The organism is Streptomyces bobili (assembly GCF_002154575.1).
Lineage (GTDB): Bacteria > Actinomycetota > Actinomycetes > Streptomycetales > Streptomycetaceae > Streptomyces > Streptomyces bobili.
Genome location: NZ_MUBA01000008.1, coordinates 1 through 12,993, shown reverse-complemented (window position 1 = coordinate 12,993; position 12,993 = coordinate 1). Strand labels below are relative to the sequence as shown.

At 69.3% G+C, this 12,993-nt stretch carries 13 protein-coding genes; 7 read left to right on the top strand and 6 right to left on the bottom strand.

The genetic code is table 11. The features are described 5' to 3' along the window. The first annotated feature begins 75 nt into the window (after window positions 1-75). Genes BZL64_RS00640 through BZL64_RS00625 form a run of 4 tightly spaced genes read left to right on the top strand, consistent with a single transcriptional unit; the run spans window position 76 to window position 3,497 of the window. The gene (locus BZL64_RS00640) at window positions 76-1,038 is read left to right on the top strand and encodes a Bug family tripartite tricarboxylate transporter substrate binding protein (protein WP_373314925.1); all 963 of its coding nucleotides are present in this window, start codon (window positions 76-78) and stop codon (window positions 1,036-1,038) included. After that, window positions 1,035-1,568 carry a tripartite tricarboxylate transporter TctB family protein gene (locus BZL64_RS00635; protein ID WP_086764750.1) on the top strand — a complete coding sequence of 178 codons (534 nt, stop codon included), beginning with the start codon at window positions 1,035-1,037 and terminating at the stop codon, window positions 1,566-1,568. Before BZL64_RS00640 ends, BZL64_RS00635 begins: the two co-directional genes overlap by 4 nt. Then, complete coding sequence (locus BZL64_RS00630; protein WP_086764747.1) at window positions 1,568-3,067, top strand: tripartite tricarboxylate transporter permease; 1,500 nt, start codon at window positions 1,568-1,570, stop codon at window positions 3,065-3,067. The genes BZL64_RS00635 and BZL64_RS00630 overlap by 1 nt, the downstream gene beginning before the upstream one ends. Window positions 3,068-3,101: 34 nt before the next feature. Further along, window positions 3,102-3,497: a universal stress protein gene (locus tag BZL64_RS00625; RefSeq protein WP_086764744.1), complete on the top strand. Its 396-nt coding sequence runs from the start codon at window positions 3,102-3,104 to the stop codon at window positions 3,495-3,497. An 88-nt stretch (window positions 3,498-3,585) separates the two neighbouring features. Here BZL64_RS00625 and BZL64_RS00620 read toward each other — a convergent pair whose 3' ends face one another. From BZL64_RS00620 to rox, 3 genes are all read right to left on the bottom strand, one after another. Next, window positions 3,586-5,220, bottom strand: a complete 1,635-nt coding sequence (locus BZL64_RS00620; protein WP_086764741.1) for an alpha/beta hydrolase — start codon at window positions 5,218-5,220, stop codon at window positions 3,586-3,588. 326 nt (window positions 5,221-5,546) lie between these two features. After that, on the bottom strand, window positions 5,547-6,380 hold the full coding sequence (locus BZL64_RS00615; protein WP_086764865.1) for a PIG-L family deacetylase: 834 nt from the start codon (window positions 6,378-6,380) through the stop codon (window positions 5,547-5,549). Between the two features lie 308 nt (window positions 6,381-6,688). Next, entirely contained in the window at window positions 6,689-8,239 is a 1,551-nt protein-coding gene (gene rox, locus BZL64_RS00610) for a rifampin monooxygenase (protein WP_086764737.1), read from the bottom strand. A gap of 395 nt (window positions 8,240-8,634) precedes the next feature. Here rox and BZL64_RS00605 point away from each other — a divergent pair, with 395 nt between their 5' ends. The 3 genes from BZL64_RS00605 to BZL64_RS00595 all read left to right on the top strand — a co-directional run bounded on the left by BZL64_RS00605 (window position 8,635) and on the right by BZL64_RS00595 (window position 11,209). After that, complete coding sequence (locus BZL64_RS00605) at window positions 8,635-9,180, top strand: MOSC domain-containing protein (protein WP_086764733.1); 546 nt, start codon at window positions 8,635-8,637, stop codon at window positions 9,178-9,180. A gap of 298 nt (window positions 9,181-9,478) precedes the next feature. Further along, window positions 9,479-10,516 carry a GDSL-type esterase/lipase family protein gene (locus BZL64_RS00600; protein ID WP_244205121.1) on the top strand — a complete coding sequence of 346 codons (1,038 nt, stop codon included), beginning with the start codon at window positions 9,479-9,481 and terminating at the stop codon, window positions 10,514-10,516. A gap of 90 nt (window positions 10,517-10,606) precedes the next feature. After that, the gene (locus BZL64_RS00595) at window positions 10,607-11,209 is read left to right on the top strand and encodes an SMI1/KNR4 family protein (RefSeq protein WP_244205120.1); all 603 of its coding nucleotides are present in this window, start codon (window positions 10,607-10,609) and stop codon (window positions 11,207-11,209) included. A 62-nt stretch (window positions 11,210-11,271) separates the two neighbouring features. On the opposite strand, the gene BZL64_RS00590 is transcribed toward BZL64_RS00595, so the two are convergent. The 3 genes from BZL64_RS00590 to BZL64_RS00580 all read right to left on the bottom strand — a co-directional run. Continuing rightward, complete coding sequence (locus tag BZL64_RS00590; RefSeq protein WP_086764725.1) at window positions 11,272-11,898, bottom strand: class I SAM-dependent methyltransferase; 627 nt, start codon at window positions 11,896-11,898, stop codon at window positions 11,272-11,274. Window positions 11,899-12,078: 180 nt separating this feature from the next. Beyond that, complete coding sequence (locus BZL64_RS00585; RefSeq protein WP_086764721.1) at window positions 12,079-12,771, bottom strand: response regulator transcription factor; 693 nt, start codon at window positions 12,769-12,771, stop codon at window positions 12,079-12,081. After that, the coding region (locus tag BZL64_RS00580; RefSeq protein WP_483025089.1) for an ATP-binding protein at window positions 12,768-12,993 on the bottom strand (226 nt) is incomplete at its 5' end. The genes BZL64_RS00585 and BZL64_RS00580, both read right to left, overlap by 4 nt.

Sequence of the window (12,993 nt, the reverse complement as noted above, 5' to 3'; positions counted from 1 at the left end):
GACTCGCCCAAGCGAAAGAGATGAGCCATGAGAACTCGCAGAGCCGCATTTCTCGGAGCTCTTGCCACTGTGTCGATGCTCGCCGTGAGCGCCTGCGGCGCCACCGCGGAGAAGGAGGAATCCGGGGGCGGAAGCGGGAGCGGGAAGCCCGTCACCGGTCTACGGATGATGGTGCCGAACACCCCGGGCAGCGGGTACGACGTCACCGCCCGGACCGTCGCCCAGGTGATGCAGGACAGCAAGGTGGCGTCCGGGGTCCAGGTGTACAACCTGCCCGGGGCCGGCGGCACCGTGGGCCTGCAGCGCCTGGTGAACGAGAAGGGCAACGGCAAACTCGCCATGCAGATGGGGCTGGGCGTCGTCGGTGCCGCGTACACCTCGAAGTCGGCGGCGACGCTGACCGACACCACGCCGATCGCCAAGCTGATCGAGGAGGCCGGCGCGATCGTCGTGTCGAAGGACTCCCCGTACAAGACGATCGACGACCTCGTCACCGCGTGGAAGAAGGACCCCAGGAAGGTGGCGGTGGGCGGCGGTTCGTCGCCGGGCGGCCCCGATCATCTGCTTCCCATGCAGTTGGCGAAGGCCGTCGGTATCGAGCCGAAGAAGGTCAACTACGTCGGATACGACGGCGGCGGCGAACTGCTGCCCGCCGTCCTGGGCGACAAGGTCGCCTTCGGTGCCAGCGGATTCGGTGAGTTCCTCGACCAGATCGAAGCGGGACAGGTCCGGGTGCTGGCGGTGACCAGCGCCGAGCCCATCGACGCCGTGAAGGACGCCCCCACGCTCAAGAGCTCCGGCATCGATCTGGTCTTCACCAACTGGCGGGGCATCGTCGCCCCTCCCGGGATCACCGACGCGCAGAAGAAGACCTGGACCGACTCCCTGACCAGGATGCACGACTCGCAGCAGTGGAAGTCCGAACTGACCAAGCGCGGCTGGACCGACGCCTTCGTCACCGGTGACGAGTTCGGCTCCTTCCTCAAGGAGCAGGACAAGTCCGTCGCCGGCCTGCTGACAGAGCTCGGCCTGGCATGAGTTCCCCGATCGACGAACCGAGCGGCGAGGACGCCCGTCCACCGCGGGGCAAGGACCGCGCACAGTACGGTGTGTGCGCGTTCCTCGCCCTGCTGGGCACCGCGGTGATCGTGGACGGGCTCGGCATCCCGCACATCACCAGCAGCACCGACCCGGTGGGACCACGCGCGGTGCCCGTACTGCTGGGCGCGCTGCTTCTGCTGGTCGCGGTCCTGTACGCCGTCGATGTGGCCCGGGGCGGGCACGGCGAGCCGGAGGCCGGCGAGGACGTCGACCTGTCGCAGGCCGTCGACTGGCGCACGGTGGTCCTTCTGATCTGCGCGTTCGTCGCGAACGCGGTGCTGATCGAACGGCTCGGCTGGGTCATCAGCGGTGCCCTGCTGTTCTGGGGCACGGCCTTCGCCCTCGGGAACCGGCACCACGTACGCAATCTATTGATCGCGGCGACGCTGTCCCTCACCACGTTCTACGCCTTCGCGATAGGGCTCGGTGTGAACCTCCCGGCCGGTGTGCTGCAAGGAATCCTGTGATGGACAACCTGAACAACCTCATGCAGGGCTTCGAGGACGTCATAGCCCCGATGAACCTGCTGCTGGCGCTGATCGGCGTCCTGGTCGGCACCGCGGTGGGGGTGCTGCCGGGCATCGGCCCGGCGATGACCGTGGCCCTGCTGCTGCCCATCACCTACGGCATGGAGCCGGTACAGGCGTTCATCATGTTCGCCGGCATCTTCTACGGCGGCATGTACGGCGGATCGACCACCTCGATCCTGCTGAACACGCCCGGGGAGTCGTCCTCGGTGGTCACGGCCATCGAGGGCAACAAGATGGCCAAGGCCGGCCGGGCGGCGCAGGCCCTCGCCACCGCCGCCATCGGTTCCTTCGTGGCGGGCACGATCGGCACCCTGCTGCTGGTGCTGGTGACGCCGGTGGTGGTGGACTTCGCGATCAGCCTCGGTGCGCCGGACTACTTCGCCCTGATGCTGCTCTCCTTCGTCGCGGTCACGTCCGTGCTGGGCGCGTCACGCATCCGCGGTCTCGTCTCGCTGCTGCTGGGCCTGACGATCGGCCTGGTCGGCATCGACACGGTGTCCGGACAGCAGCGGCTCACCCTGGGCGTCCCCCAACTGGCCGACGGTATCGACGTGGTCGTCGTCGCCGTCGCCATCTTCGCCGTGGGCGAGGCACTGTGGGTGGCCGCGCACCTGCGGCGCAAGCCCGTCGAGGTCATTCCCGTCGGCAGGCCGTGGATGGGCGGGGCGGACTGGAAGCGGTCCTGGAAGCCCTGGCTGCGGGGCACCGCGTTCGGCTTCCCGTTCGGCGCGCTTCCGGCCGGCGGTGCCGAGATCCCGACCTTCCTGTCGTACGCGACGGAGAAGCGGCTGACCAAGCACCCGGAGGAGTTCGGCAAGGGGGCGATCGAGGGTGTGGCCGGACCGGAGGCGGCGAACAACGCCTCCGCGGCCGGCACGTTGGTCCCGATGCTGGCCCTCGGGCTGCCGACGAACGCGACCGCCGCGGTCATGCTGGCGGCGTTCCAGTCGTACGGCATCCAGCCAGGTCCGCTGCTGTTCGAGCGGGAGGCGAGCCTGGTCTGGGTACTCATCGCCAGCCTTTTCGTCGGCAACTTCCTGCTGCTCCTGCTGAATCTGCCGCTGGCACCGACCTGGGCGAAGCTGCTGCGGATACCGCGGCCCTATCTGTACGCGGGCATCCTGTTCTTCGCGTCGATGGGTGCCTACGCCGTCAATGCCCAGCCGCTGGATCTGTTCCTGCTGCTGTTGCTGGGACTGCTCGGTTTCGCCATGCGCCGGTTCGGGCTGCCGGTGCTGCCGCTGATCCTCGGCGTCATCCTCGGCCCGCGGGCCGAACTGCAGGGGCGGCGCTCCCTGCAGTTGTCGGGCGGCGAACTCTCGGGACTGGTCGGCGGGCCCGTGTCCTACGCGGTCTACACGGTGATCGTGCTGGTCCTCGTCTGGCCGCTGATGCGGCGGTTCGTCCTGCGTCCGCTGCGCGGGCGCAACACCTGAGAGCGACTGGAAGTTCCTGGGAGGGAGAGCAGACATGACCGTACTGGTCGGATACGTACCCACGCCCGAGGGTGAGGCGGCGCTGCGTGCGGGAATCGACGAGGCACGCCTGCGTGGCGAGCGGATGCTGGTGGTGAACGCCTCGCGAGGCGACGCCTATGTGGACCCGCGCTTCGCGCAGGAGCCCGACCTCGCTCATGTCCGGGAGGATCTGGCGGCCCTGGGCGTCGAGTTCGACATCCGCCAGGTGCTCGGTGCGGGCGATGCCGCCGAGGAGATCATCGAACTGGCGGAACGGGCGGACGTGTCCCTCGTCGTGATCGGCCTGCGGCGCCGGACCGCGGTCGGCAAGCTGATCATGGGCTCGGCCGCGCAGCGGATCCTGCTGGGAGCCGGCTGCCCGGTCCTCGCCGTGAAGGCCCCTTCCTGAACGGAGAGTTCGCGGGCTTCCAGGAACTGCGGCAGAAGACTGGGGCACCGGCCTTGTCCAGCCGGTGCCCCAGGATCGTGCGGGAACGTCAGCTCACGGTGCCGATGCGCTCGACGCGCTCGTCGACGCCGTTACGGAGTTCGCTGAGCGTGGTGCCGGGCGGGGCCGTGGCCGGTGTGGAGGACGGCGGCTGCGTCTCGTCCGCGCAGGTCGTGCCCGAGGCCGGGACCACGAGGTCCGTCAGGTAGCCGACGACCGCGTCCGTCGCGCAGGCGCTGCGGCCGAACGCCGTGTGCCCCTCGGCCTGGAAGGTGAGCAGCGAGGCGTTGTGGAGCTGCCGGGACAGCGCCACCGCGTCCCTGTACGGGGTGTCGGGGTCGCCGGTGGTGCCGAGGACGAGGATCGGCGCCGAGCCTTTGGCCCGGTAGGAGCCGTCGTAGCGGCTGACACGCTCGCCGGGCCACTGGACGCAGGCGGTGGCGTGCTGATGGTCGTACGTGGGAGGGCCGTAGGCCATCGCGGGACCGAGCAGCGGCGCCGCCTTCGCGTTGGCCGTGACGTTCCGCTTCAGCCGGCGCAGGTCGCGCGGGTAGTCCCGGTCGACGCACTCGACGGCCACGTTCGGGCCGAGGAAGTCGAAGCTGGCCGGGGAGGGCGGGCGCAGCAGGAAGGAGGTGTTGTCGCGCAGCTGTGCCTTGCGCAGGGCGGCGCCGAGCGCGGGCCAGATGACCTTGCCCTCGTTGATGTTGAACATCAGCCGGTAGACCAGTGTGTAGCCGTTGGCCCGGCCGTCGTTCGCGGTCGGTACGGGGGCGGCGTCCAGGTCGGCCTTCAGCTTCTCGAACGCGGCGCGTGGGTTGCCTTCGCCGAACCCGCAGGTGGCCTGATCGGCGGCGCACCAGTCGAGGAAGCGGCTCATCGCGCCGTCCAGCGCCAGGTACTGCGGCCGGTCGTAGGCGTACGGACGGTTGGCGTAGTGCACGGGATCGTATGCGCCGTCGAGCGTCAGCGCCCGCACCCGCTTCGGGAACATGGCGGCGTAGACCGTCCCGATGTACGAGCCGAACGACCGCCCGTAGTAGGTGAGTTGCTGCTCTCCGAGCGCCTCCCGCAGCAGGTCGATGTCCCGGGCGACGTATTCGGTGCCGACGTAGGGCAGCAGCTCGCCCGCGTTGTCCGCGCAGGCCTGGTCGAACTCGGCGGCCTCACGCAGCGCCGGCTCGAAGGCGCCGGGACCGGGTACCCCCTTGGCCTCCGTGACGGCCCGTGTGTACCGGGCGTCGTCGAAGCAGGTCAGCGGTGAACTGCGGCCGACGCCACGGACGTCGTAGCCGAAGACGTCGAAGGAGTCGCGCAGTGCGGCCGGCAGGTCAGCGTGGTTGTTGCGCACGAAGTCCACACCGGAGTTGCCGGGGCCTCCGGGCTGCATGAAGAGGGTGCCCTTGCGCTTCGTCGGGTCCGCGGCCTTCTTCCGGACCACCGCGAGGGTGAGGGTCTTGCCGCGTGGCTCGCGGTAGTCGAGCGGAACGTCGGCGTTCGCGCACTCGAAGCCGCCCTGGCAGTCGGCCCAGGCGAGCGACGGAACGGGCGGCTTCTCGGGTGTCTTCGGCGAGGCCGACGCCTGGACCGCCGTTCCCGTCGCGGCGATCACGAGCGCCGCCAGCGCGGCTCCGACGGCTGTGAGCCGTCCGAAGCGTCTCGGTATGTGATGTGGAGTGGTCATGGGTCTCGTCCCCCTGGTCGGTGTGTAGCCAAGCCCTCGCGGTGCAAGGTGAGTTCGGCTGACTGAACAGAGGGAAAATGAGCACGATCGGTGCCACTACCGAGGCACGAGCCTGGCCTGCCGGACCTGAGCGCTTGTTCGGCTCTCCGTCGAAGCAGCTCGCGGACGCGGGAGTCCGGTCCTCCCGCGTCCCCCGACGCGTCTGTGACCTGGGCTGTCACGCACCTTCCGAATCAGCGGCCCGCAGGCTCCCACCTGTGCGGCTACCGGCTACCGGCTACCGGCTACCGGAGACGATTTCGCATGGAAAAAGTCGGACAGGCGGATCAGCGCAGTCCGGCGAAGAGGTCGGTCTCGGGAACGTCCGTGCCCGTGGGGTCCTGGACACGGACGAAGGTCTCCATGCCCATGAACTCGCCGAACCTCTCCTTGCCCATCTTGAGGAAGAAGATGTTCTCGCCCTGACTGGCGTGCGCGGCCAACGAGTCGAACTTCTGACCGCTGAACGCGGTGGTGTCGACCCACGTGGTGATCTCGTCGTCGGGAAGACCGATCTCGGCCAGCGCGGCGGCCTCGGCGGGATCGGGCTCCGGCATGTCCTCGCTGAACTCGCGCATGATCTCGCCGAACCGCTGCATCATCGAGCGGGGCATCGTGGTCCAGTACACCTTCGGTGTCAGCGCGGTCATCTCCAGTGCCGCCATCGTGATGCGGTGGGCCTGGATGTGGTCGGGGTGGCCGTAGAAGCCGTTCTCGTCATAGGTGACGACCACATCGGGCCGGTAGTGCCGCATGAGTTCCGCCAGCCGGGCAGCGCCCTCCTGCACCGCGGTCTGCCAGAAGGATCCGGGCGTGTCGTTGCTCGGCCAGCCCATCATCCCGGAGTCGGCATAGTCCAGCATCTCCAGATCGCTGATCTTGAGGACCTCGCAGCTCGCCTCCAGCTCCTGACGACGCATCAGGGCGACCGCCGCCGGATCGTGCCCGGGATCGCCCGGCTTGACGCCCCCCGGTCCGTCACCGCAACCGCCGTCGGTACAGGTCACGAGAACTGTGCGGACGCCTTCCGCCGCGTACCGCGCGAGGACCCCTCCGGTCCCGGTGGCCTCGTCGTCGGGGTGGGCGTGTACTGCCATGAGCGTCAAGGGCCGGTGAGACATGAAACAGTCCTCCTGCAGAAACGGCATACGTCGTGGTCCGAGTGCGCGGTGAACGTACCGCGACCTGGGGGCCGGATCCTGGTGGGGCGGACGACCTTGTGGTCTCCGTGTCCCCCCGCGCGGCGCCGGTCCCTCGGTCGATGCAACCGTGCAGGCCCTGCCGGCTGTTCCCGGCGCCGCCACTGGTCCTTCCCCGTGCCGGCGTTTCGAGGAAGGACCGGGCCGAAGAGCGCCGCATACGTGGTGGGGCGGCGCGCCTCGTCGAGCCGACGCCGGCCCGTGCCGACGTCTCGGATACCCGGGCGAGATCAGGTGGTGGGCTTGCCGAACCAGCGGGAGAGGTGGGCGTCCAGATCCCGCTGATCGTCGCCGATCCAGGCGACATGGCCGTCGGGGCGCAGCAGGACGCACGGGGCATCCAGTACCGCGGTGGGATCCGCGAGGTGGTCGACCCGGTCCGACCAGCCGCCGACGGTCAGTCGTTCGGTGCGGTCCAGCAGCAGGCCGCGGCCCCGATGCAGCAGCCCGTAGAGGTGACCCTGATCGACGTCGATGTCGGGCAGGCGGCGGCCGAGCAGGTCGGGGCCTTCGCCGAAGTCGTAGCGGATGCCGATCGCGGTGATCTTCTCGATCAGATGGCGGTTCACCTCGTCGAAGTCCATCAGTTCGGTCAGCAGCCTGCGCACGGCCTGCGGGCCCGGTTCGGTGGACAGCAGCTCCGTCTGGGCGCGGGTGTTGTCCAGGACGTCCTGGGCGACCGGACGACGTTCGGCCTGGTAGGTGTCCAGCAGTGCTCCCGGCGCCCAGCCGCGGATCTGCGCGGCCAGTTTCCAGCCGAGGTTGAAGGCGTCCTGCACGCCCAGGTTGAGGCCCTGCCCGCCGATGGGTGGATGGATGTGTGCCGCGTCGCCGGCCAGCAACACCCGCCCGACCCGGTAGCGTTCGGCCAGCCGGGTGGCATCCCCGAAGCGGGACAGCCAGCGCGGGGAATGCACGCCGAAGTCCGTTCCGGCGATGGTGCGCAGTTGTTGTCTGAAATCCTCGAGGGTGGGCGGTTGCGCGCGATCGCTGACTCCCGCGGCGGGGACTAGGACGCTGTATGCCCCCTCACCGAAGGGCCTGAGCCAGAATCGCCTGTCGGTCTCGCCGATTTCGGCCACCCTGGCGGCGATCTCCTCCTGCGGTACACCCACTTCCATCTCGCCCATCAGCGTCTCGGTCCGTGAGGGCTCGCCGGGGAAGCCGACGCCGAGCAGTTTGCGCACCGTACTGCGCCCGCCGTCACAGCCGACGAGATAGCGCGAACGCAGTCGTTGGCCTCCCCCGCCGGCCAGCTCGACGGTCACCCCCTCGTCGTCCTGCTCGAACCCGGCCACCACACAACCGCGCCGGACCTGCGCACCGAGTCGGATCGCATGTTCTTCCAGGAGGTGAACGATGACCGGCTGCGGGATGCCCAGCAGATAGGCATGGGCGGAATCAAGGCCCTTGGGCACGGGTTTGGCGATGGCGGCGAAGAATCCGCCGGCCGGACGCTTTCGTCCGTGTTCGAGTATGCGATCCAGCAGCCCGCGCATCGCCATCAGCTCGATACTGCGCATGTGCAGTCCGACGATGCGGACGAACGACACGGGCTCGGTCTCCTTCTCCAGAACGAGTACCCGCACATCGTGCAGCCGCAGTTCGGCTGCCAGCATCGCGCCGGTCGGCCCACACCCGGCGATGATCACGTCGAACATGAGAGGCGCGCGATCGTGGCCGTAGGCCGACGACCGGCGTCCGGGAACGTCGCGCACAAAGACGTCGCGCTGGACCGTGTCGTTCGACGACGGCCCGGCGGTGAACTGCGAGGAGTGCACAGGTGTTGCCTTTCGGGAGTGCCTTGTTGGCGAGGCACTCCCGGCGACACCTACGTCGATCGCCCGACCGTCACGGGAAGGGGGAGCACCCACATCGCTACAGCGTTCATGGGTCTCACCTCCTCGGGCCGTGTCACGGTCCACCGCAAGCTACAAGGCCCAGCATCACCCGTCCAACTCCTTTTTTCTGCCACCTGATCCCGACCCCGAACTGGCCGTACGACTCCTGGGTCACCGTGGCGGGGCCGCCGCCCACCACCGGGCGGAGCCCGGCCGGCCGTCGAACGGCGCCGTGGGCTCGTCGGTGGCGGCACCCGTCTCCACGGCCTGCCTCTACGATCGACCAGCGCAGAACAGGCGGAACAGGCGGAACGGCAAGGGGATCGGAGCACCGGATGACTGGTCACGTCGCCGCGGTGAGCAGTAACGAGGTGTACTCGTTCAGCAAGCCCAATCGCGATTCCATCACGCTGCTCACGGGGCTCGGTGTGGAGGGGGACGTTCACGCAGGCGAGACGATCCGCCACCAGTTCCGCATGACCTACGAGCCGGACCTGCCCAACCTGCGCCAGGTCCACCTCATGCACGAGGAACTCTTCGACGAACTCTCGCACAAGGGTTTCCAGGTCTCTGCGGGCCAGCTCGGCGAGAACATCACCACGCGCGCGGTGGACCTGTTGGGCCTGCCCACCGGCACTCTGCTCCATCTCGGCGAGCAAGCGGTGCTTGAGCTGACGGGTCTGCGCAACCCGTGCTCGAAGATCAACGACTTCCGCAAGGGGCTGCTCGCCGAGGTGTTCGCCATGGACCCCGAGTCCGGCGAGTTCACGTTCAAGAGTGGCGTCATGGCTGTGGTCCGTCGCGGAGGGGTCGTCCGCCCGAACGATTCCATCCGGGTCGAACCCCCGGCCCCTCCTCACCGCCCGCTGGAACGGGTCTAGGTTCTCGCTCCGTGGTCAACGGCCCGCCCGGACAAGGATGGATGATGGCGAACCGGACCCGAGTACGGCCAAGCCGCCCCTGCGCCGCCGGGGAGCCATCGTCGCAGACCGCCCAGGGCGGACGTCGGCTCCTGGAACGGAGTTCCGCCAGCACCGAGGGCGCAGATTCCGGACGTGTCCGGGATATTGACGTGCCACCGACAACAGTGGCTTCATGAACAGTACACAGTCGTGGGAGCGCTCCCACGTCTCTGTACGTTCCGCACTCTCCTCCGCCCGCTTTCGGGAAGGACACCCCGTGCGCAGCAGTCACCACCGCATCGTCGCCACTTTCCTGGCCGCCCTACTCGCCCTGGCCGCCGGCTTCGGCCTGGCCGGCGCCCCGTCCGCCGCCGCCGCGACCCCGGTACGGATCATGCCGCTCGGTGACTCCATCACCGGCTCCCCGGGCTGTTGGCGCTCACTCCTCTGGAACCAGCTCCAGGACGCCGGTTACACGGACGTCGACTTCGTCGGCACGCTGAACGCCCAGAGCTGCGCCCTGACCCACGACGCCGACAACGAAGGCCACGGCGGCTTCCAGGCCACGGCCACCGCCGACCAGAACCTGCTGCCCGGATGGCTGGCGGCGACCAGTCCGGACATCGTTGTCATGCACTTCGGCACCAACGACGTCTGGAGCAGCATCGCGCCGGACACCATCCTCGCCGCGTACACCAAACTGGTCGGCCAGATGCGGGCCGCCAACCCGGCGATGAAGGTGCTGGTCGCCCAGTTGATTCCGATCAATCCGAGCAACTGCGCCGAGTGCGCCGCTCGTACGGTGGCCTTCAACCAGCGCGTTCCGGCCTGGGCCCAGGGCATCACCACCGCGCAATCGCCGGTCACCGTCGTCGACCAGTGGACGGGCTTCGACACGGCCACCGACACCTACGACGGCGTCCACCCCAACGCCGCCGGCGACGCCAAGATGGCAGCCCGCTGGTACCCGGCGCTGTCGGCCCTGCTCACCCCGGGTGGCCCCGAGGGCCCGGGGTCCGGTGGCTGCTCGGCGGCCTTCCGCGCGGTGTCGGCGTGGCAGGACGGCTACCAGGGTGAGGTCACGGTCACCAACACCTCGTCCACAGCGGCGATCTCTTCGTGGGCGGTGACGCTCGTACTCCCGACGGGCAGCCGGATCACCCAGGTCTGGAACGGCGCGCTGACCGGGACGACAGTGCGCAACGCCGGGTGGAACGGCACGGTACCTGCGGGGGCGAGCACCACCTTCGGCTTCCTCGCGAGTACGTCGGCCGCAGCGGGCACTCCGGTGACAGCGACATGTTCGGCGTCCTGAGGCATCCTCAGGACCGATGCGGGTCTTCGGCGGCTGCTGTCCCGCGCCATATGCACCTGCAGCGGCCGGGCTTTCCGTAGCCTCCGTAGCATGATTGCGCTTCCTGCCCTCGATTCCCTCGTCCGCCTCTGTCCGCCGCCCGCCGACCCGCCGCCCTCGGTGGACTGGGCGCAGGCCGAGGGCGCCCTGGGTACGGCCCTGCCCGCCGACTACAAGCAACTCGTCGAAAGATACGGCGCCGGCTTCTTCGACGAGACGGTCGCGCTCCTCGCCCCTGACTGCGCCTTCGCCAAGTGCGACCTCCTCGCACAGGCGACGGAACGGGACGGCGTCCTGGCCGGGCTGTGGGAGGTGGGCGAGGAGAAGCCGCCCGGCCTGTTGGAGGCCGGGGCGCGGATCCTGCCATGGGCGTACCAGGAAGGCGCCGGAGCATTCCTGTACTGGCTGGTACGGCCCGGTCAGCACCCCGACGAGTGGACCGTGCTCTACAACGAGGGGCAGGGTCCGCTGTGGGAGCCGCACGACACGGGCTGCCTCGCGTTTTTGCTGGCAGTGCTGACGGGAACGGCGGAAACGGCGTACTTCGGCTACCTCTACGAGGTGCTGAAGCCCACGGAGCACCGCTTCGTGACGGCCGACCAGTTCTTCGGCACGTCCGGCCGTCGAGACCGTCGGCCGCTCTCGACGAACTGATCAGCCTGCCGTCGGCGGCGAGGCCGACACCCGACACCCACCGTCGGTCGCGATCCCAGCGCTCAGACGGTGGGACGGGAATGCACGCTGACGGCGTAGCCGCCGCCCGGACGGTAAGGATCGCCGTCCCAGGTCGCGAAGCGCTGTCGCAGCGTCAGTCCGGCGTCGGTGCACCACTGGTCGAACTCCGTCAGCGTCACTGTCGGTTCCGGCAGCGGCAGATGTTCCGCGTCCAGCCCCATGCCGGTGATCAGCAGTCCGCCGGCGCGCAGTACGGCGGCAAGCTGCCGCACAACGGCTGCTTCGGTACCGGGAGCCAGCAGGGGGATGACGTTTCCGGCGGCGAGCGCCAGGTCGAAGCCGGGCGCCAGACCGAGGCTGTCCAGGTGTGCCAAGTCCGCGTGGAGCCACTCCTGTGCGGGAGCGTCGCGGCGGGCTACGGCGAGCATGGAGCGGTCGACGTCCACGCCCGTGCAGGAGTGCCCCAGCTCGGCGAGCCGGATCGCGATCCGCCCGGTGCCGCAGCCGGCGTCAAGGATCCGGGCGGCCGGTGGCAGCAGCGCGTCGCAGAAGGCGGCCTCGCCGTGAATGTCGTGGCCCGATTCGGCGAGCCGCGCAAACCGCAGGGCGTAGTCCTCTCCGGCTTCTCCGCCTGTCAGTTCCGCCCAGCGGTCGCGTCGACTGCTCATGGTCTGCGTGCCTTCCGGTAAAGAGGACGAGGACAGCACCGTCGTCCTCGCCGCCGCCTTCAGCGCGGCGAGCAGGACAACCCTAGCCAGATCGACGTGCGAACTCGGCGTGCGCACCGTTGCCGGTGCCTGCCGGTGGCGGGGAGATCCAGCCGCCGCGTCGAGCGTCCCGGAGTCGGGCTACGGCAGGCGGTCGGGGCCGCCGTCGAGGGCTGCGTGTGCCAGGCCCGTCCGGTAGGCGATGACGACGAGTTGCGCCCTGTCGCGGGCCTCCAGCTTCGTCATGGCGCGCTGCACGTGGGCGCGGACGGTGAACGGGCTGAGGAACATCCGCTCGGCGATCTCCTGGTTGGACAGGCCGGTCGCGACCAGCGCCACCATCTCCCGTTCGCGCGGGGTGAGGGCGGCGAGCTGTTCCGGACGGTACGGCGCAGCGTTGTCCGGCGTGGCCAGGAACCGTGCGACCAGGGAGCGGGTGGCGGCGGGAGACAGAAGGGTGTCGCCGGCGGCGATCGTACGGACGGCTTCCGCCAGGTCCTCGGCCCCGATGCCCTTGCCGATGAATCCGCCGGCCCCCGCGCGCAGCGCCTGAGCGACGTATTCGTCGGTCTCGTACGTGGTGAGGATCAGGATGCGGCTGGCACGCAGTTCCGGGTCCGCGCAGATCTCCGACGTCGCGGTGAGACCGTCCACGTCGGGCATGCGGATGTCCATGACCACCACGTCCGGGCGCAGCGCCCGGGTGAGTCTGACCGCCTCCCTGCCGTCGCCCGCCTCGCCGACCACGGTGATGTCGTCGGCGCTGTCGAGCAGCATCCGGAACGCGCCCCGCAGCAGGGCCTGGTCGTCGGCGAGCAGCACCCTGAGCGTCACGGCGTGTCCCCGTCCTCTCCGTCGGTCATCTGTCCCTCCTCGGTGGTCGTCGCCCTGTCACGGTCGCGTGACGGGTCCTGGGCGGGCGGGAGCGGCAGTTGGGTGGAGACAAGGAAGCCGCCCTCCGGACGCCTGCCCGCGGAGAGGTGTCCCCCGACCGCTGTGGCACGTTCACGCATCCCGATCAGACCGTACCCGGGCGATCGGTCCGCCGCGGCGGAC